The sequence below is a fragment of the Chryseobacterium sp. JUb7 genome (genome assembly GCF_024806495.1).
In the GTDB taxonomy this organism is placed as follows: Bacteria; Bacteroidota; Bacteroidia; order Flavobacteriales; family Weeksellaceae; genus Chryseobacterium.
Genome location: NZ_JANUFF010000003.1, coordinates 121,794 through 141,002 on the forward strand (window position 1 = coordinate 121,794; position 19,209 = coordinate 141,002).

Here is a 19,209-nt window from a genome sequence, read left to right on the forward strand (position 1 = left end):
TATTTGCTATTTCTGCTGATAATTTTTATTAATCGATCAGGATTCTGATCCCGAATTTTACATTAAAGTTTAAAGGTTTTTCTTTATAAATCGTATTTAGCGAACTGTTATCTTTAAAATGATATCCAGCTCCCGGTTCTGCATACAGCCCTACTTTACTGATGATCTTATACTGGACACCCACCGCAGAGTTTACAGAAAACTGAAAAGGTTTTTCCTCTATTTTTTCGGTAGTATTCTCTTTTACCACATCATTTACAACATATTTTGTCCTAAGGTCAGCAGCAACTGCTTTTTCAATCATTGCCCCGCCTGTAACATACCCTGTAAACTTTCCTTTTTGGATAACATTATAATTTACCTGTACCGGAATTCCGATATAATGGATTGTCTGTTCGCTTTTAATAAAATTGGACTGACTTCCCGAGCGAACTTCCGAAGACAGTTTTGTATAATTAACACCGGTTCCGATTCCCCATTTTCCTTTTTTTCCTAAGCTGTGGTATACAGAAGCACCTAAAGTAAAGGGCATTTTATGCACAAATTTAGCATCCACGTTTTTATCCTGATTGGCAACCAAAACTGCCACCAGAGGATTTTCTTCAGTTCCGGAACTTTGATAAATCTCATCCACTTTCATCGGAGCACCACTTATTGTAGCATATCCCGGGATTTGTTGGGCAGAAGAAGCTGCATTACCGGCAAGCATACTCACCATCCAAAATTTTCTTGATGTCCGCTTTTTTACTTTCTTAGTTTCAGCCGTTTTATTCTTTATTTCATTATTGGAAAGAAGTTCTGTAAAACCTTTTTTATCATTAAGATTTTCGTTGTCAATAACGGTATTCTGTTTTTGCTCAGTATCTTCATTTTTATGAGGTAAACTCGCAATACCCTCACTACTATCATCTCTAACAATATGACTATCAAAATTTTTTAAATCTTCAGAACCTTTTTTACTTACTTTTTTTGAAAAAACATCTGTGTACCCAGTTTCTTGTGATCCAATATGTTGCACTGTCTTTTTTTGATATAAATCCCTTGTCCCTTGCGCATCATCTGACTTCAAATCAATCTGCTTTTCAAAAGATTGAACCGTATTTTTCTCACCAGTTCTTACAATATGTTCTGAAGATTTATTTCCTGTAAAATGATCAAAAATCTGATTTCCCACCACAAAAAATAAAGCAATGGCTGCTGCCACTCCTGCAGTACGGTACAAAGATTTAAGTTTAAAAGCAGAAGCTTCTTTCTTTACATTTGCTTTCGCCGCATCACTTCCTACAGCTAAACCAACCGCTCTATTTTCCTCCTCTTTATGGAATAGCTCATCATTGATATCATCCCACAGTCCGTCCGGAACATCCTCTGTGTGATCTTCCATTTTTATGCGCAGATCATCTAACCAGTCATTATTCATAGTGCGCTGTTTTTGACATTTTATATTCTTTAATTTTCTGAGCTAACATTGCTTTTGCTCTGTGAAATTGTGATGCCGAAGAATTCTCTGCAATTCCCAAAAGCACCGCGATCTCTTTATGACTTTTATTTTCAAATACATACAGGTTAAAAACCGTCCTGTAACCATCCGGAAGAGATCTGATCATTTTCATAATTGTTGCCTGAGAAACTTCATTCAGGTCTGGTTCTTCTTCATGAGGAACATCAGGAATTTCAACATCGGCAACCATTTTAAAATCAGGATTCTGTTTAATATGTTTCAATGATTCATTGACAACAATACGGGTTATCCAGGCTTTCAAAGAACCATTTCCTCTATACTCAAATGAATCTATCGAACGGAACATCTTAATAAAGCTGTTTTGTAAGACATCATGCACATCGTCCTTACTGATGATATATCGTGAGCAGACATAGGTAAGCATTCCGGAATAAGCACCAAAAAGCTCTTTCCAGGCAGACTCTTCTTTTGACAGAAGGCGTTTCACTAAAATCTGTTCTTTAGTTTCTTCCATACATTCTACAATACCATCCCGATGATCAATCCTTAAAAATTTATGCAAAAATAGATTGCATCTTATAAAAGCACAACCTATTTTGCATAATAAAACTAACTATTCTACTTCTTCAGACAATATGGAAAATCATATTTAATCACTTCATACGGCGTCAACTGAACGCCATCTACTTCTATTTTTTCTGCAATCAAACCAAATCTCAATGACCAATCCTGCCCTACATAAAATCCTCTCTGATTATCCTTAAATGTTACTTTCGTATTTTTATTTGTTCCGTCTACAGGGATGTTTAGTTCCAGCACCTTTGGAGCAAAGGTTAATTCCACAACATTATTTTGGGTATCAATTTTTGAAGTATAATTAAGGTTATATTTCACTTTTCCTATTGCAACAATTGCTGCTTCTGCTTTTACAGGATCCGCAATTACTGTTTTTACAATCCTTTCAACTTGAAAATCATCAAACTTAATCGTATCCTTTTTTGCTTCAAAATCCGTAATTTTCTCTGTTTTTTTATTTCCCTGAGTCGTAATCAGCTTGGCTTTATAATTTCCGGGAACATCTTCCAGTTTAACCGGAATAGGTTCATAATCATCATTACAAGACACCAAAGAAAGTCCTACCAATGCTACCAAAACAGCCATACAGGCTTTAAGTATTAATTTTCTCTTCATTACTTTAAAATTTTCATTAAACATTAACTATTTTGAGCACTCATTTATATAAACCCTGTTTTTTCAGAATCTTGCACCATTTTTAATAAAAAGTTTAAAAAAAATTCATAACTAATTGATTTTAAAAAGGAAAAAAATCTGTTAATTAAATCCTTTTTCTATTTTTCATTATTTTAATACATTTGTTAAAACCTATTTCGGGATGAATTTCGAGAATATCAACTTCCATCTTAACGCTTACAAAGAGCACGATCAAATTATTGATGCTGCCAGATACCTAATCAGTTCATTTAATCTTGAACATGAGAATTTTGCCGGATTTGGCTTCCGGGAAGAGCTTTCTCCCACTTCTATGTTGCTTACTGCAGAAGGAGAACTGGGAAAGCCTCAGAAAGTAATGATTCCTAGGAACTTATTTGATTTTGATCTGAATCTTGTTTTAAATATGATCGCCCATGAAATGCTTCATGTAAGACAAAAAGCTCCCGAAAATGTAGTTGAAGATAAAAATGAGCGCGAATTTCAGGCTTATTACGAAATGCTTTTTCATAAAGTTTTTCCACAGATTCCTGACGTTTCAGATTTTCATAAAAAGTTTTTTGGAAATAAAGCCCTGGAATATTATAAAAGAATGGATGAAAACTCCGATCTTCAACAAAAGTATGCAGACCAGAAAAAAGAAGTAGAACAATTAATTAATACATTATCATGACCATAAAACCCGAGATCACCTGGGCAGATTTTGAAAAACTGGATATAAGAACCGGAACAATAATTTCAGTAAACGATTTTGAAAAAGCCAGAAACCCATCTTATCAACTGGAAATAGATTTCGGAGATCTTGGTATAAAAAAATCTTCGGCACAAATCACGTCTTTATACACAAAAGAAGAATTAACAGGTAAACAAATCTTAGCAGTCGTTAATTTTCCTAAGAAACAGATTGCTAATTTCTTTAGTGAATGTCTGGTTTTGGGAGTATATGGTGAAAATTCCAAAGATGTTACGCTTTTATCAACTTCCCTTCCTACAAAAAACGGAATGCAGGTGGGGTAAACTTTACAACCAATTTAATTTTATGAGCATTAAATCTTATAGACATTGAAAACCTATGAGGCCAAATCCCATTACATAAAGAAGTAAAAAACAAATGATACAACACATTCCACTAGAAAGAGTCTTATTCATTGATATTGAAACAGTTCCCGGCACAGGAAACTGGGATAATCTTCCCGAAACAGAGCAAAAACTTTGGGATAAAAAAACAAGATTTCAGCGAAAAGAAGAAGTTTCTGCTGAAGAATTTTATCCGGAAAGAGCTGGAATTATGGCCGAATTCGGAAAAATAATCTGCATCACCATAGGTATGATCGAGAAAAATGATACCCTGAAGATCAAAAGTTTTGCAGATGATGACGAGAAAAAAATGTTGATTGAATTTGGTGAAATTTTTAACAGTCCAAGACTTAGGGACGTTATTCTCTGTGCTCATAACGGGAAAGAATTTGACTTCCCGTGGATTGCCAGAAGATTCTTAATCAACGGCATGCAACCTCCTGTTCCGTTTCAGATGTTTGGGAAAAAACCTTGGGAAATCCCTCATATCGATACGATGGAACTCTGGAAATTCGGAGACTATAAAAGCTTTGTGTCTCTGGAATTATTAGCTCATGTTTTCGGAATTCCTACGCCAAAAGATGATATCGACGGCTCAATGGTTTCATCAATCTACTACATAGAAAAAGACTTGCAAAGAATAGTTGACTATTGTGAAAAAGATGTCTTAACTTTGGCGAATATTTTCCGACGAATGCGTCAGGAAGATTTGTTGAAAAGGTACATCAATTTAGATTAAAAAATGAAATTTACAGACGATCAGATTGCTGACATTGGTGAAGAAATCATCAGTGTCTTAAAAACCGTTTATGACCCTGAAATTCCGGTAGATATCTACGAATTGGGGTTGGTTTATGATGTTCAGATTTCCGACGATGCGGATGTTAAAATCATAATGACACTTACAACTCCCAACTGCCCTGTTGCTGAAACTCTTCCTCAAGAAGTGAAAGATAAGGTGGCAGAAGTGGAAAGTGTAAAAAGCGTTGATTTGGAGCTTACTTTCGAGCCGAGCTGGAACAAGGATATGATGAGTGAAGAAGCGAAATTTGAGCTGGGAATGCTTTAAATTCGGATTAAATAAAATAGGCTGTCAGTTTTGGCAGCCTTTTATTTTTTATTTTATGGATTTTCTAACCTTCTCTCGCAATCTCTTTCCCTTCTCTTCTACTCCATTCGCTCCAAGATCCTACATATAAATTCGGAATTGGAAAACCTGCATAATCCAAAGCCAAAATCGTGTGACAAGCCGTCACTCCGGAACCACAATGAATGATTAAATTCTGAGATTTATCCTTTAAAAGCTCTGCATATTTTTCTTTTAAAATTTCCGGCTTCAGAAAATTTCCATTTTCATCCAGATTTTCAGAAAAAGGGATATTGATAGCTCCGGGAATATGTCCTGCCACCAAATCAATGGGTTCTGATTCTCCACGATAACGGTAAGCATCTCTTACGTCGATTACTGTTGCAGAATTGTTTAACAATTCATTTTCAATATCTTCCAGCCTAGAAATTGGAAGAAGCCAATCATTTTTTTTGATAATTTCTGCTTTCTCAAAGGTTTCTTCACCTGATGAAAATTCCAGATTTTCTTTTTCAGCATTTTGGAATCCGCCATCCAGAATCTGAACATTATTTAATCCAAAAGATTTTAACATCCACCAGGCTCTTGCTCCCGCATTTGCTCCGTTTTTATCATCGTAAATTACAACTTGAGAGTTTTCTGAAATTCCAAGATTGGCAAGTGTCACTGCAAATTTTTCAACGCTTGGTAAGGGATGTCTTCCTCCAAAAGCAGCATCTTCTCCTATTTCTGCCAAATCTTTATCTAAATCGACAAATCTTGCCCCATTAATATGCTTATTCAGATAATTTTGATGAACTTCTTTACCTACTCTGGCATCGAGAATGATAAGATTTTCGGTTGATATTTTTTTTAATTCGGATGGACTGATTATTGGTGACATTTTTTTGATTTTTTGGATTGGTTTAAATCTATTTTGGCTAATGCTGAATTGAGTTCTGAATAGTAAAGCGGGCTAAAGCCCGCTCTCCTGATATTTTTTGAAGCCTTTTTGTAGATAACCCTTCGACAAGCTCAGGGTGACAATGCTAATACTAACCATTAATTAATATTATGCTTAATGATTAAAAATGAAAAATATCTTTCGCTTTATTATAAGAACTTTCGAAATTTAAAAGATTCAATTTGTGATCGGCTTTTTCGACACTCATAAAGTTGATGACCTGCTCCGTCGGCATATTTCCTACCAGATCATCTTTTGCCATTGGGCAACCTCCTATTCCTTTAATGGCGCTGTCAAATCTTCGGCACCCCTGATCGTAAGCCGCCTTTAATTTAACATAAGAATCTTCATATCGGTTATGAAAATGACCTCCGAAATTAATTCCGGGATATTTTGACGGTATTTTATCAAATAAAAGAGCAATCGTTTCCGGTGTCGCAACTCCCGTCGTATCAGAAAGTAAGATATCTGTAACTCCAATTTCCGAAAATCTTTGTGCCCAGAAATCTACATCTTCCCATTTCCACATCTCACCGTAAGGATTTCCAAAAGCCATTGAGAAATAAATATTCAATTGCTTACCTTCGGTTTTCACCAGCTCAAGCATTTTAACAACTTCCTGAAAGGCTTCATCCTGACTTTTGTTGGTATTTCTGTGCTGGAACGTTTCGGAGATAGAAAATGGAAATCCAAGAATATCCACAGACTGATGTTTTAATGCCTTTTCGGCACCTCTATAGTTTCCGATAATCGCAGAAACTTTCGTATTGGATCTGGATTTATCTATATTTTCGGCTACCTCATCAGAGTCTGCCATTTGGGGGATTGCTTTTGGGGACACAAAACTCAGACAGTCTAATACATCAAACCCAACATCCATCAAGGAGTTGATATAATCTATTTTTTGATCTGTGGGAATAAATTCTCCCCAACCCTGCATTGCATCACGCGGACATTCAGTAAGAAACATTTTACTTTTAGATTTTCTCAAATATAATAAAACTAAACAAGTTTATATAAGATTTACACAAAGCTAACATTATTTTGATTTTCAATCTTTTATATCTGATTAATAATTTCAATAACTTATATTCAAGTACAAATAACGTATTCTGAGCATCAAATTTGTTAACTTTGTTAAAATTTAATACTAATAATGAGTGCTATAGAATTCAACCAATTGTGGAAAGAAAAGTTACTGAACCGTTTTCTTAATTATGTAAAAATATATTCAACAAGTGATGCTGAAAGCGAAACAACACCATCTACCGAAAGACAGTGGGACATTGCGAATTATATTGTTGAGGAACTGAAAACGATAGGTCTTGAAAATGTATCGATAGATGACAACGGTTATATCATGGGGTATGTGCCTTCTAACCTTGAAAATGATGACAAACCTACCATTGGATTTATTTCCCATTATGATACTTCACCCGACTTCAGTGGTGAAAACGTGAAACCTCAGGTTTGGGAAAATTATGACGGAAGTGATCTGGTACTGAATCAGACGACGGGCTTCACTCTATCACCTTCAAAATTTGAAAGTTTAAAAAAATACATCGGGCAGACTTTAATTACGACTGATGGAAATACCCTTCTTGGGGCTGATGACAAAGCGGGTTGTGCGGAAATCGTAACAGCCGCGGAATATTTAGTTGCTCATCCTGAAATCAAGCACGGAAGAATTGCCATTGGCTTTACCCCTGATGAAGAAATCGGAAGAGGCGCACATAAATTTGATGTTGCTAAATTCGGAGCTGAATTTGCCTACACAATGGACGGTGGAGAGGTTGGAGAATTGGAATATGAAAACTTCAATGCGGCCGGAGCTGTCGTGAAAATTCACGGACTGAGCGTTCACCCTGGTTATGCATACGGAAAAATGGTTAATGCCGCTTTACTGGCCTCTGAATTTGCCCAGATGCTTCCTGCCAATGAAACTCCGGCTACGACAAAAGGATTTGATGGATTTTATCATTTAATGGATTTAAATGCTGATATTTCTGAGGCTAAATTACAATATATCATCCGTGATCATGATGCTGATAAATTTGAAATCAGAAAAAAGTTTATGGAGGAAAAAGTAGCCGAATTTAATCAAAAACACGGTGAAAGAACCGCTGAAATTGAGATTAAGGAGCAATACAGAAACATGAAGCAGCAGTTTGAAGGAAAAATGCACATCATTGATATTGCTGCGGCGGCAATGAAAGAAGCAGGAATTGAGCCTAAAATCAAAGCGATCAGAGGCGGAACAGACGGTGCACAACTATCTTATATGGGATTACCATGTCCGAATATTTTTGCCGGAGGAATCAATTTTCATGGACCTTACGAATATGTTGCATTGGAAAGTATGGAGAAAGCAACTGAAGTGATTATTAATATTGTAAAAGCTTAAGCTCATGAAAAAAATTTCGGTTTTATTTTTTCTGTTATGTTTTTTATTCAGTTATTCTCAAACGGATGAATTTCAGAAAGCGGATGAACAGTATAATAAAAGAATGAGTTCTTTTCTGAAAAAGAATCCAGAAAAAACAACCGCAAGACTCCAGCAAGAAAGAATAATTCTTGAAGAAAAACTCGTTTCCTATAGAAGCACACTGGAAAAAATTCGTGTAGAAGAACAGAAACTTGTGACTGAGGTTCCTGCTCCTTCGGTACCTCCTGTTTCAAAAAAACCGGAATTTGAACTGGGTGAAAGCAAATTTAAAGAACTTTTAACCTCAGCTTATAAGGATAATATAGCATCTTTACATTATACCCAAAATGTTGTATACTCGGCAAAACTGAGCTGTGCTGTAGACTCAAAAGGGTATGTATATGATGTGAAAGTAAAGGGTAAAAATGCAGATATTAATACATTTATACTAGCAGCCTTTTATCAAATAAAGGATAAAGGAAAATGGAAACCTGCAGAAGTGAATGGTCATCCTATATTATATGTATTTTCTTATCCCGTTACAATAATATTTGATCAAAAAGAATCAGATTCCAACGAATAATTTTAAACCCATTGCAACTGCGATGGGTTTTTATTTTTCCTGAAGATTAATTTTAATTTTTTATCTTTAAGTGATGTAAATATTTACATTTAAACCCAATACAAAACTTTTAATTATGAAAAACATTAAAAAACTAATGAGACAGGATTTATCAATAATTCTTGGTGGTGCCGGATCAGGCTGCCATATGAACGGAGATTCGGCTTATTGCTGGACCGATTGCGAATGCACATTTGGAAAAGCATGCGAAATGAATGATGACGGAAATCCGGGACAATGCATCGCTGTTGGAGGTGGCGGCGGAGGTGGCGGAACACCTTGCTTCCCTGGGGATGACCGCTGTACTGAACAACCCTTTTAAAAACTATAGAATCTCTGCAAAACTGCAGAGATTTTTTTTCGATTATAAAGTAATTATGCTTATCCAAATTTTTTATAGAAAATTAATTTCCAACCAGCAGAGTCTTTACTTAAGCATCAAACGCTCCTCTTCGAAACTTATTTTCAGGATTTTTTTCAACATCTATTGTAAATCTTTCTTCACAAGCTCCAAATTTTGCAAAGTTTTTTCTTCCCTCTTCTAAAGTCATATAATTTGGTCCGCTTTCTTCATCTAAGATATTACTTCCATCATCTTCCCAAAAACAAACATCACAGATTTCATAATGTCCTCTTTCTTCGATTGTGAAATATCCACAACAATAACACTGAAATTCATATTTTTCTATCACTTTTTTCATTTGTCTAAATTAAAAAACCACCGCAAAAGCGATGGCTACAATATTTCAAAATTAATAAATAATTTATCCTTGCTGATTTCCTAAAAAAGCATCCCAGCCCTGTGCCGTTAAAGCGACTAGTTGATTGGAACCTCTTGCTACCATGAAATTTCCGTCTTCTTTCTCCACGGCATGTCCAATAATTGTAAAATCCGGATGATTTTTAATCTTATCAAAATCATTCGGAGAAATGGTGAACAACAATTCATAATCTTCACCACCGCTCAAGGCCGTCATTACAGGATTCAAATTGAACTCATCTGCCGTAGTGATCGTTAAATTATCCATTGGTACCTTCTCTTCATATAATCTGAAACCAACTTTCGACTGATCTGAAAGATGCAGAATTTCAGAAGCTAAACCGTCTGAAATATCAATCATTGAAGTAGGTTTGATATCCAACTGTTCCAGGATCCCTTTCACATCCGTTCTTGCTTCAGGCTTCAACTGTCTTTCCAAAATATAGTCGTATCCTTCCATTTCAGGTTGCATATTAGGATCAGCCAGGAAAACAGCATGCTCTCTTTCCAAAATCTGAAGTCCCATATATGCGCCTCCTAAATCTCCGGTTACCACAAGAAGATCATTAGCCTTTGCTGTACTTCTCTTAACGATATTCTCATCATTTTCAAGACCGATTGCTGTAATACTCATAACAAGCCCGGCGTTCGAGCTCGTAGTATCTCCACCCACCAAATCTACTTTATAACGACTGCAAGCCGCCTGAATTCCGGAATAAATTTCTTCTAAAGCCTCTACCGGAAAACGGTTTGAAACAGCCAAAGAAACCAAAATCTGTGTAGGTGTCGCATTCATCGCGGCAATATCACTTAGGTTAACAACCACAGCTTTATATCCTAAATGCTTCAATGGAACATAGCCCAAATTGAAATGCACTCCTTCAGCCAGAACATCAGTTGTAAGAACAACTTTTTTATTTTCAGGGTTAATAACTGCGGCATCATCTCCTACTCCAAGCTCCGAAGATTCATTGGCTAGAGGAAAAAATTCCGTAAGGTGTTTAATTAACCCAAATTCTCCTAATTTGGAAATCGGGGTCAATTCAGGTTCTTTATCTTCAAACATATCTTTTAATTATAAATAATGAGTAATTGATCATAGCCATCTTTGAACTTTAAATTCAAATCATTAAACATAGACCTATTTTAAGCAAATACCGATGGATCAATGTTTTCCGGACGGAAAGGAAGCTTTTTAAAGTCTTCTCTCGTCAAAACAATCGTATCCGGAGTTTTATATTTATTAATTGCCTCTACCACGTCATCCGGCGGCGTTGTCATTTTTCTCAGCATAGTATCAATCCATACACCTGTAGCTTCTGAAGTGGCACAATGTTCTCCTTGCGGAGTATAAAACTTATGTACAAAACGGTAAATAGAACAGTCTTCTGCACAAGCATCAACTTCCAGACTTACAATCACGGTCTGATCCGCAAATATTTCCTTAAAAAAAGAAAATCTTTCATGCATAATGACAGGACCGATTCCCCATCGGCTCATCTGTGTAACACCCATCTTTTCCTGCTTCATAAAAGCCATCCTGGTCTGAGCGCAATATTGAACGTAAGATGAATTGGCTAAATGTTTGTTGGCATCAAGATCACTCCAACGTACTTCGAATTTATGGTAAAAAATCATTTAAGTATCGGTTTTAGAATAATTAAATTATATTCTTCAAAATTACTCAAATAAGATGGTTTATAAAAATTGTACTTTTGGAAAAATAATCTTGAGCATAAGATTAAAATAGTTATGAAGCGAATTATCATTATCGGAGGAGGTGCGGCAGGATTTTTCTGCGCATCCAATCTTGACGAAACAAAATATAAAATTACCATTCTCGAGCAGAATTCGGATGTCCTTCAGAAAGTTAAAATTTCGGGAGGCGGACGATGCAATGTAACCCATGCCTGTTTTGACCCAAGAGAGCTGGTTCAGTTCTACCCTCGTGGAAACAAGGAATTATTGAGTGTCTTTACAAAATTTCAGCCTGGTGATACGATGGATTGGTTTGATCAGCGAAAAGTGCCGTTGAAAATAGAAAATGACAACAGAGTTTTCCCGGAAAGCAATTCATCACAAACGATTATCAATACTTTCCTGAACGAAATTCAACAGAAAAAAGTCGAAGTAAAAACTAAATGCTCCGTCAAAGAAATTCAAAAACAGGATGAAAAGTACCTTGTAAAAACAAGTTTAGGAGATTTTGAAGCTGATTTTGTGATTTATACGACCGGAAGTTCTCCGAAATCATTAAAAATGATTGAAAGCCTAGGTCATAAAATCATTGACCTTGTACCATCCCTTTTTACATTTAATATCAAAGATGATTTATTGAAAGACATTGCCGGAACCAGTTTTGAAATGGCTGAAACATCCATTCCGAAGCTGAAAACCGAGGAAAGCGGACCAATGATCATTACGCACTGGGGGCTTTCGGGGCCTGCTATTTTGAAAATTTCGGCTTGGGAAGCTATTAATTTGGCTAAAGTGAAATATAACTTTGATATTCAGGTTAATTTCATTTCAAAAGATATTGATGATGCTGAAGAATTATTTCAAAACTTCAAACAGTCGAATCCGAAGAAAACCATCGGACAATCGAAAATTTTTGACATAACGAATCGTTTTTGGCAGAGAATTCTTGAAGTTTCAAAAGTTGATCTCAATAAACAGGTCGCCCAGATTTCAGGAAAGGAAATGCAGACGATTCTTGAGAATTTATGCAAAAAGAAATTTCAGGTTACCGGAAAGTCTACTTTTAAAGACGAATTTGTAACTGCCGGAGGTGTTGATTTAAAGGAAATTAACTTTAAAAATATGTCTTCAAAAATTTTGTCTAACTTTTATATAGCCGGAGAAGTTTTGAATATCGATGCAGTAACAGGCGGATTTAATTTTCAGGCATGCTGGAGTGAAGCATGGCTGATAGCACAGGATTTAAATCAATTATAAAATAACTAACCATGAAAAAAATTATTCTTTTTATTTTCCTTTTAGGATCTACTTTAGCTTTTTCTCAAATACAGGAAGGCGTAAAAGCCTCTCCAACAGATCAGTCTTCCAGAGATCAGTATGTCCCTGGGGCAGACATAGCTCCTGTTTTTCCAGGTGGAATCACAGAATTTAGAAATATTGTTGCCAAAAAAATAAATGCAAGCAAAATAAAAGGAGTAAAAGGTAAGTTAACTTCTTCCGCTAAATTTGCTGTTAGCGCAAAAGGAGAAATAGAGCAAGTTTCCGTTACAGGAGACAATTCAGTTTTGAATCACGAAGTAGAAAAAGCAATAAAATCAACAAAAACAAAATGGGCCCCTGCCACTTATAAAAATAACCCCGTAAAATACTGGTTTACAATTCCTTTTTCCATCGTTTTTGAATAAAACTAAGATGCTTTCAGTCAAAAAAAATAGCTCTATCTTATTTAAAACCCTTTTAATCATAGGGTTTGGATATTTTTTTTGGCTGATGCTTAAAATTACTTTGGAATACATTCCATTAAAGCCAAATGTAAGCTTTTTAATGATCAAGCAGTCTGAGGTTACTGCCAGAAAAGAATATCTATGGTTTTTCTATACCCACGTTTACACAAGTATTTTCGTTTTACTTTCGGGCTTTTTGGCCATTCTCAGAAAAGATTTCGGATTAAAAAATTTCCATAGAAATATGGGGAAAGTTTATATCTTTTTAATTCTGATTTTTGCCGCCTCTTCAGGAATTTACATGGGATTTTTTGCCAATGGCGATTTTTATTCTAAAATTTCATTTATCATTTTAGGAGGGCTCTGGTGGATTTCCACTTTTAAAGCTTATCAGTTTGCCCGGCAGAAGAAATTTAAAGAACATAAGCAATGGATGTGGCGCAGTTTTGCTCTTACGGTTTCTGCCATTACATTGAGAATGTGGAAAGTAATTATTGTATATTTATTTCACCCGAATCCGATGGATGTATATCAGATCATTGCCTGGATGGGATGGATTCCCAATATTATTTTAATTGAATATTTAATCACCAAAAAAGCAATATAAATTACAGGAAGTCAGACATTAAGTAAGTTTATCATCCTTCGATAATCATTAAAATCAACAAAAACTACATATGAAAATTTTAAAATTAACACTTATCTCCTTATTTACCATCGGTTTAGTTGCCTGTAAAAAAGATGCAAAAACCACTGATTCTTCAAAAGACAGTCTTACCGCCAAGAAGGATTCGGTAGTGGTTCCTGAAATTTATAAGGAATATTACGGAATTTATACCGGTGAATTTGCAGGTAAAGGTAAGATTTACGACAACGAAACAGATGAGTATTACGACGGAACGGATTATAAAAAAATATCGTTAAAAATCAATAAAATCACGAAAGACAGTGTTTACGGACAAAGTATTGTGAACGGAAACCAAAGACCCTTCCGGGGTATTTTCAATGAAAGCACAAAATCTTTTGTTCTGGATGAGCCCGGAAATGATAAAACCGACGGAAGATTTGAGGTGAAATTAACTCAGGACAGCTTAACGGGAAACTGGAATGCATTCAATAAATCTGCAGTAAAGGCACCGTCTAAAAGCCTGAAACTGATCAAAAAAACTTTTGCTTACAATCCCAACTTTATGTTGGATGAGAATTCTGATCTGATCGATTGGGAAAACCCGAAGAAATTTGTCGAAAAATATATTGATGAAGAAACCGGGAAATCTGAAAGCTATACCGCTTCGAAAAACAGAATTGCCTCTGATGCCGTTTTTAAACTCAATGCTTCAAAACAGAAACTTACAGAAAAAGATCTGAAAAACCTCAGAAAACTGGATATGGAAATCATTAAGAATTCAGTTTTTGCAAGACACGGATATTCCTTTAAAAAAGCAACTTACAGAAACTTCTTTGAACAGACAGACTGGTATATTCCTGTTTCCAACAATGTAGATAATGATCTCTCGCCAATGGAAAAGGAAAATGTAGCACTGCTGAACCGTTTTATAAAATACGCGGAAGATAAATATGACAGTTTTGGAAGGTAATTAGTTAGCACCAGCTTCTCCTTTTGAATGATTCAATTTCACAAAAAAAGAAAGCAGTAAACATCCTACCAAATAGCACAAAATATCGATCCAGGAAAAAGAATTCCCCACAATTATATACATCAGGCTTCCTTCCGGGAAGCCTAATTGGTCTGCAATTTTAAAATACTGGGCAAGCTCTACAAGACAGGAGAACATAAAAATCCCGAAAATGACTTTCTGATCATTTTTGGTCTTAACAAAACTTTTAATAAAGGTGTAGATCAGCATTACAACAATTACATCACCCAAATAAGCCCGCACAAAGAAAATATCTTTTAAGCTGGTTGCAATCAAGACCTCAACCAAGAAAATAAACAGGGTTAGCAGGAAATATTTCAGATTAAATTTTAAGTTTATCATTTGAATTTATATTTTAGCCGGAATTCTAAAAAACAATAATCAATTCCGATTTTTATGGCAGATTTTATATTTCTTATTTTCATTCCTCCGGTTTTATTATTCGTTTACTACGTAGGTTTTGTGACGATGACAAAAGTAAAGATAAAACAGGTAGACAATGATATGAAAACTCATGTATTGAGAATTCTTTTTGGGCTGATTACCTTTTCCGTTATTGCCCTTTTTATTCTGCTGATTAAATGGATTATAACTTCTTCAGCGGCATTAAACCCATAATATATAAAGGCTCCGGCGTCCTTCGGACGCCGGAGCCCAATATTCTTCTTATCTTTATTTTTTAACTTTAACCGTACATCCGATGGCAACGGTCTTAGTCATTTTTATCGGTTCATTTTTAATCAACGCATTTACAGCATCCTGAACATAATATTCTGAAACATCGTTTGGGTTTTCGTAATTATTGTCTATAGCTCCGATGTATTTGACGATATTTTTCCCGTTTTCTTTTTGCAGCAGGAAAACATGCGGTGTTTTGGTAGCACCGTAGAGAGGGAAAATTTTTTGGCCTTCATCTACCATATAAGGAAATGAAAAGCTTTTCTGTTTTGCCCGGTCAATCATCTGCTTATAGCCATCTTCAGGCTGCACAGCCGGATCATTTGGATTGATTGCGATCACAGGATATCCTTGAGATTTGTACTTTTTATCAAGCTCAATAATTCTGTCTTCATATTTTTTGGCATAGGGACAGTGATTACAGGTAAAAACAACAATAAAGCCTTTCGCTGATTTAAAGTCGCTCAATGAAACCATCTTTCCGTCGACATTTTTTAATTTAAAATCTGTAGCTTCATCACCGATCTCATAGCCTTTTGCAGATGAGGTTCTGTGTTTGGAATCCCCATTCTCATCTTTACTTACCGATGTAAAACTTAAAAGTCCCAGACCGACCAGTAAGCTCATCATTAAAATTTTCAGATTTTTCATACTATTTTGTTTAATTAAAATTCTTTGTAATTGTATTTTCCAGTTCTTCTTTACTCATTTCGCCGTCATTGAAATGTATTTTCTCGCCGTTTTTATAGAAAATCGTTACCGGAATATTTCCATCCCAATCTTTTTCGAAGCGAGGAATCCAGGTATTCATTCGCTTGATATCGTCTAATAAAATTACTTCGGCAGTCAGATTTTTATTTTTGATAAATTTAATGACTCTTTCCTTATCTACCAGCCTGTCCAGCGAAACCAAAATCATTTTAAAATTCGGATTATCAGCATATTTTTTATTGATTTCCATAAAATGCGGAAGCTCTTTCACACAAGGGGCACAGGTAGTTGCCCAAAAATTGACAACAAGAAATTTATCTTTTTCTTCCTGAATTCTTTTTTCAAGTTCTTCATATTTTATAGCAGACACGTTTGTTTGCTGAGCATTGAAAAGAGTCATACCCAGGAACATAAATAAAATATTAATCAGATTCTTCATGCTCAAAATTAACAATAAATGTAATTCAAATTGCTGTTAATGGAATTTTATATTTTATACTTAAAACAGTAAACTTATCATTAAAATTAAATATTTGCCTTATTTTTGACTCTTAAAACCTTTTTTAAGAAAAAATACATGAAAAAACTTTACTTACTATTACCTTTTTTTGCGCTGATGTCTTGTGAAAAAACAATAGATCAGGATACTTCAGAATTCGACAACCCTATTTTGGTGACAAAAATGGTTCAGAATGGAGACGATTTTACGTTCAGCTATAGTGGAGCAAAAATTACTGAGATGAAAAACACCACAGATGGATGGAAAAGAGCTTTTTCTTATACAGGAGATCTGATTACAAAGTATATAGATACTCACGCGGATAATTCTACTGAAATAACGACGATTACTTATAACAGCAATCACAAAATCACTAAAAAAACAACTATTTTCAGTGCTTTTCCCGGCTCTACAAATACAACTACGTATTCTTATATCGGAGGTGATAAAATCAAAATCACCGCAACGCTGGCTTCCCCGGGCTCTACAAAAACATACACTAAAGATGCTTTTATCAATACTAACGGATCTCTGAAAAACTGGACAGAGACCGTATCTGAAGTTGTAGGAGCAGGAACCACAAACGGGACAGGGATATTAAAAGACGTAAAGTATGATGGCGGAAGCTTTCCTTTCAAAAATATCACAGGATATACCAAAATGCTTGAAAGTGAAGACATGAACGGCTCTGAAAGAAATGTCGTAGACTATTATAACCTTATCACCTATCCTGGCGGAGAAGAATCTACAATTTTCAAATCGACCTATGAATATCATACAAACGGATACCCGAAAAAAGATGTCCGCGATTATTATCATGGAAACGGACTTGGTTATAAAACTGAAATGACGACTTACGAATACAATCACTTATAATGGAAAGAGAGCTTCGGCTCTCTTTTTGCTGTTCTGAAAAATAAAGGTTTTTAATATTAATGATTAAAAATCACTTTGTGTATAAACATATTTACGTAATAACACTTAAAAATTAACCTAAATAAGGTTTATTAAATAAATTATGCAAAAAAGAATTACTCTGTTCATAGGCATACTTATCAATTTCATAGTTTTCGCACAGACCCCTTCAGGAGTCTGGAGATCATCAGTAATCATCCCTGAAGAAATTTTTCAAAAATTCGGCTTTACTGAAGCTCAGCTTAAAACAGATACAGAACCTCAGTTTCCGGGAGGAATTCACATTTTAAGAATGACTGTTGCAGATAAAATAGACTTAGGAAACGTCAAATCATCCAAAGACAGACTTAAAACAACCCTATATTTTGTCATAGAAAGTGACGGTAAAATCTCAGACGTTATCTCTATTGGCGATAATGACGATTTTAATAAAGAAGGGGAAAGAATTATTAAGAGCATTAAAAATATATGGACTCCCGCAAAATTAAATGGTGAACCTGTACGTTTTATATATGCACTTCCTCTGACAATGGCATTTGAATAATTTTAAAATATTAACTAAAACCCGTTGGTAATGAAAAGGATAACTCTATTTATAGGAATATTTCTGAATATTCTTCTTTTTGCACAGGAAGCATCAACCTATACAAGCGTAACCAATGTTCCTGATTATGCTGTTTTAAAAACAAAAATGAAGCTGGATGACGCAGTAACCAAAGCCGATGTTCCTCCGGAATATCCGGGTGGAAAGGAAGTTTTTAAAAGAACATTCGCCGAAAAAATGGATGTCATTGATGTCAAAACCAATAAAATCAATACGACAGTATATTTTATCGTTGAAAAAACGGGATATGTCCGGTATGTAACAGCCATAAGTGACAATAAACAACACGCTCAAGCTGCTGAAGTAGCCATCAGAAGAATGTTTATAAAATGGAAACCCGCAACGATCAACGGTGAACCTGTACGGTATTTATATAGTTTTCCTTTAACCCTGAAGAAATATTAAATATTGTTTTTGTAAAAATTTTATTCAGGTGAGAAAATTCTTTGAAGATTAAGCTTATCAAATCCGTAAGCTTTAGTGCAATTCATTTTGTAAATCCATTTTTTATTGTAATTTTCAGTAAAATAGAAATGATGACCCATCCTGTTTTAGAAACCGAAAGACTCCTTTTAAGACAATTGACTATTCTGGACACTGAAGATCTGTTTGAATACTTTTCTTTAGATGAAGTCATGGAATATTATGATCTCAATACCTTTGAAGATAAAAAAGAGGCTAAAAATATTATCCTTCATTTTAATAACGAGTTTGAATCAAGAAAAGGGTTTCGATGGGCCATAGAACTGAAATCTGAAAAAAAAGTTATTGGAACCTGTGGCTATCACAACTGGTTTCATGATCATTTTAAAGCCGAAATCGGCTATGAGCTCAATCCCAAATACTGGAGAAAAGGTTATATGAAAGAAGCCATTCTACCCATTGTAACATTCGGTTTTGAAACGATGAATCTTCATCGAGTGGAAGCTTTCATCGATCCTGCGAATATCTCCTCAGAAAAATTACTTATTTCATGCGGTTTTAAAGAAGAAGGTACAATGCACGATTTTTTCTTTGAAAAAGGGAGGTTTGTAGATGCTAAAATCTTTGGAATTATTAATGAATAAAATTTCTTTTTTTCAGCGTTTCCGAACTTTTTACATAAGCTCATTTTTG

Annotated in this window: 27 protein-coding genes; 16 read left to right on the forward strand and 11 right to left on the reverse strand. The window is 35.0% G+C overall.

Features of this window, described 5'->3' with window-relative positions:
- Positions 1–28 precede the first annotated feature (28 nt).
- The 3 genes from M2373_RS07365 to M2373_RS07375 form a co-directional block, all read right to left on the reverse strand.
- Positions 29–1,420 (reverse strand): PorT family protein, encoded by a 1,392-nt coding sequence (locus tag M2373_RS07365; RefSeq protein WP_259109094.1) that lies wholly within the window; start codon positions 1,418–1,420, stop codon positions 29–31.
- Positions 1,413–1,976 carry an RNA polymerase sigma factor gene (locus M2373_RS07370; RefSeq protein ID WP_259109095.1) on the reverse strand — a complete coding sequence of 188 codons (564 nt, stop codon included), beginning with the start codon at positions 1,974–1,976 and terminating at the stop codon, positions 1,413–1,415. The genes M2373_RS07365 and M2373_RS07370 overlap by 8 nt, the downstream gene beginning before the upstream one ends.
- A 104-nt stretch (positions 1,977–2,080) precedes the next feature.
- Positions 2,081–2,653 (reverse strand): DUF4840 domain-containing protein, encoded by a 573-nt coding sequence (locus M2373_RS07375; protein WP_259109096.1) that lies wholly within the window; start codon positions 2,651–2,653, stop codon positions 2,081–2,083.
- Between the two features lie 202 nt (positions 2,654–2,855).
- Between M2373_RS07375 and M2373_RS07380 the strand changes: the two genes are divergently transcribed.
- The 4 genes from M2373_RS07380 (at position 2,856) to M2373_RS07395 (ending at position 4,838) form a co-directional block, all read left to right on the forward strand.
- Positions 2,856–3,365 carry a hypothetical protein gene (locus M2373_RS07380; protein ID WP_259109097.1) on the forward strand — a complete coding sequence of 170 codons (510 nt, stop codon included), beginning with the start codon at positions 2,856–2,858 and terminating at the stop codon, positions 3,363–3,365.
- Positions 3,362–3,709 carry a tRNA-binding protein gene (locus M2373_RS07385; protein WP_259109098.1) on the forward strand — a complete coding sequence of 116 codons (348 nt, stop codon included), beginning with the start codon at positions 3,362–3,364 and terminating at the stop codon, positions 3,707–3,709. The genes M2373_RS07380 and M2373_RS07385 overlap by 4 nt, the downstream gene beginning before the upstream one ends.
- A gap of 94 nt (positions 3,710–3,803) precedes the next feature.
- The gene (locus tag M2373_RS07390; RefSeq protein WP_259109099.1) at positions 3,804–4,508 is read left to right on the forward strand and encodes a 3'-5' exonuclease; all 705 of its coding nucleotides are present in this window, start codon (positions 3,804–3,806) and stop codon (positions 4,506–4,508) included.
- Between the two features lie 3 nt (positions 4,509–4,511).
- Positions 4,512–4,838, forward strand: coding sequence for an SUF system Fe-S cluster assembly protein (locus M2373_RS07395; protein WP_259109100.1), 327 nt, complete (start codon positions 4,512–4,514; stop codon positions 4,836–4,838).
- A 64-nt stretch (positions 4,839–4,902) separates the two neighbouring features.
- On the opposite strand, the gene M2373_RS07400 is transcribed toward M2373_RS07395, so the two are convergent.
- Positions 4,903–5,739, reverse strand: coding sequence for a sulfurtransferase (locus M2373_RS07400; RefSeq protein ID WP_259109101.1), 837 nt, complete (start codon positions 5,737–5,739; stop codon positions 4,903–4,905).
- A 181-nt stretch (positions 5,740–5,920) separates the two neighbouring features.
- Positions 5,921–6,769, reverse strand: a complete 849-nt coding sequence (locus M2373_RS07405) for a hydroxymethylglutaryl-CoA lyase (RefSeq protein ID WP_259109102.1) — start codon at positions 6,767–6,769, stop codon at positions 5,921–5,923.
- Positions 6,770–6,955: 186 nt separating this feature from the next.
- Between M2373_RS07405 and pepT the strand changes: the two genes are divergently transcribed.
- The 3 genes from pepT (at position 6,956) to M2373_RS07420 (ending at position 9,168) form a co-directional block, all read left to right on the forward strand.
- Positions 6,956–8,203: a peptidase T gene (gene pepT / locus M2373_RS07410; RefSeq protein WP_259109103.1), complete on the forward strand. Its 1,248-nt coding sequence runs from the start codon at positions 6,956–6,958 to the stop codon at positions 8,201–8,203.
- 4 nt (positions 8,204–8,207) lie between these two features.
- Entirely contained in the window at positions 8,208–8,807 is a 600-nt protein-coding gene (locus tag M2373_RS07415; protein ID WP_259109104.1) for a hypothetical protein, read from the forward strand.
- A 115-nt stretch (positions 8,808–8,922) separates the two neighbouring features.
- Positions 8,923–9,168 carry a hypothetical protein gene (locus tag M2373_RS07420; protein WP_259109105.1) on the forward strand — a complete coding sequence of 82 codons (246 nt, stop codon included), beginning with the start codon at positions 8,923–8,925 and terminating at the stop codon, positions 9,166–9,168.
- 109 nt (positions 9,169–9,277) lie between these two features.
- Here the strand turns inward: M2373_RS07420 and M2373_RS07425 are convergent, their stop codons facing one another.
- The 3 genes from M2373_RS07425 to M2373_RS07435 all read right to left on the reverse strand — a co-directional run bounded on the left by M2373_RS07425 (position 9,278) and on the right by M2373_RS07435 (position 11,244).
- Positions 9,278–9,547 (reverse strand): CPCC family cysteine-rich protein, encoded by a 270-nt coding sequence (locus tag M2373_RS07425; RefSeq protein ID WP_259109107.1) that lies wholly within the window; start codon positions 9,545–9,547, stop codon positions 9,278–9,280.
- A gap of 63 nt (positions 9,548–9,610) precedes the next feature.
- Positions 9,611–10,672, reverse strand: coding sequence for a thiamine-phosphate kinase (thiL, locus tag M2373_RS07430; RefSeq protein ID WP_259109109.1), 1,062 nt, complete (start codon positions 10,670–10,672; stop codon positions 9,611–9,613).
- Between the two features lie 80 nt (positions 10,673–10,752).
- Positions 10,753–11,244 carry a thioesterase family protein gene (locus tag M2373_RS07435; protein WP_259109111.1) on the reverse strand — a complete coding sequence of 164 codons (492 nt, stop codon included), beginning with the start codon at positions 11,242–11,244 and terminating at the stop codon, positions 10,753–10,755.
- Between the two features lie 114 nt (positions 11,245–11,358).
- Between M2373_RS07435 and M2373_RS07440 the strand changes: the two genes are divergently transcribed.
- From M2373_RS07440 to M2373_RS07455, 4 genes are all read left to right on the forward strand, one after another.
- The gene (locus M2373_RS07440; RefSeq protein WP_259109113.1) at positions 11,359–12,561 is read left to right on the forward strand and encodes an NAD(P)/FAD-dependent oxidoreductase; all 1,203 of its coding nucleotides are present in this window, start codon (positions 11,359–11,361) and stop codon (positions 12,559–12,561) included.
- Between the two features lie 11 nt (positions 12,562–12,572).
- Complete coding sequence (locus M2373_RS07445; RefSeq protein ID WP_259109115.1) at positions 12,573–12,989, forward strand: energy transducer TonB; 417 nt, start codon at positions 12,573–12,575, stop codon at positions 12,987–12,989.
- A 7-nt stretch (positions 12,990–12,996) separates the two neighbouring features.
- A complete protein-coding gene (locus M2373_RS07450; RefSeq protein WP_259109118.1) occupies positions 12,997–13,635 on the forward strand; it encodes a DUF2306 domain-containing protein in 639 nt (212 codons plus the stop codon).
- Between the two features lie 70 nt (positions 13,636–13,705).
- Complete coding sequence (locus M2373_RS07455; protein ID WP_259109120.1) at positions 13,706–14,626, forward strand: YARHG domain-containing protein; 921 nt, start codon at positions 13,706–13,708, stop codon at positions 14,624–14,626.
- Here the strand turns inward: M2373_RS07455 and M2373_RS07460 are convergent, their stop codons facing one another.
- Positions 14,627–15,028, reverse strand: a complete 402-nt coding sequence (locus M2373_RS07460) for a DUF2809 domain-containing protein (protein WP_259109124.1) — start codon at positions 15,026–15,028, stop codon at positions 14,627–14,629.
- 54 nt (positions 15,029–15,082) lie between these two features.
- On the opposite strand from M2373_RS07460, the gene M2373_RS07465 reads away from it, so the two are divergent.
- A complete protein-coding gene (locus tag M2373_RS07465) occupies positions 15,083–15,304 on the forward strand; it encodes a hypothetical protein (RefSeq protein WP_259109126.1) in 222 nt (73 codons plus the stop codon).
- Positions 15,305–15,358: 54 nt separating this feature from the next.
- Here M2373_RS07465 and M2373_RS07470 read toward each other — a convergent pair whose 3' ends face one another.
- On the reverse strand, positions 15,359–16,015 hold the full coding sequence (locus M2373_RS07470) for a thioredoxin family protein (RefSeq protein ID WP_259109128.1): 657 nt from the start codon (positions 16,013–16,015) through the stop codon (positions 15,359–15,361).
- Between the two features lie 10 nt (positions 16,016–16,025).
- The gene (locus M2373_RS07475) at positions 16,026–16,514 is read right to left on the reverse strand and encodes a TlpA disulfide reductase family protein (protein WP_259109130.1); all 489 of its coding nucleotides are present in this window, start codon (positions 16,512–16,514) and stop codon (positions 16,026–16,028) included.
- A gap of 138 nt (positions 16,515–16,652) precedes the next feature.
- Between M2373_RS07475 and M2373_RS07480 the strand changes: the two genes are divergently transcribed.
- The 4 genes from M2373_RS07480 (at position 16,653) to M2373_RS07495 (ending at position 19,160) form a co-directional block, all read left to right on the forward strand.
- The gene (locus tag M2373_RS07480) at positions 16,653–17,450 is read left to right on the forward strand and encodes a hypothetical protein (RefSeq protein ID WP_259109131.1); all 798 of its coding nucleotides are present in this window, start codon (positions 16,653–16,655) and stop codon (positions 17,448–17,450) included.
- Between the two features lie 142 nt (positions 17,451–17,592).
- A complete protein-coding gene (locus M2373_RS07485) occupies positions 17,593–18,033 on the forward strand; it encodes an energy transducer TonB (protein WP_259109132.1) in 441 nt (146 codons plus the stop codon).
- A gap of 30 nt (positions 18,034–18,063) precedes the next feature.
- Complete coding sequence (locus M2373_RS07490; RefSeq protein WP_259109133.1) at positions 18,064–18,498, forward strand: energy transducer TonB; 435 nt, start codon at positions 18,064–18,066, stop codon at positions 18,496–18,498.
- 41 nt (positions 18,499–18,539) lie between these two features.
- Complete coding sequence (locus M2373_RS07495) at positions 18,540–19,160, forward strand: GNAT family N-acetyltransferase (protein WP_259109134.1); 621 nt, start codon at positions 18,540–18,542, stop codon at positions 19,158–19,160.
- The last annotated feature ends 49 nt before the right edge of the window (positions 19,161–19,209 follow it).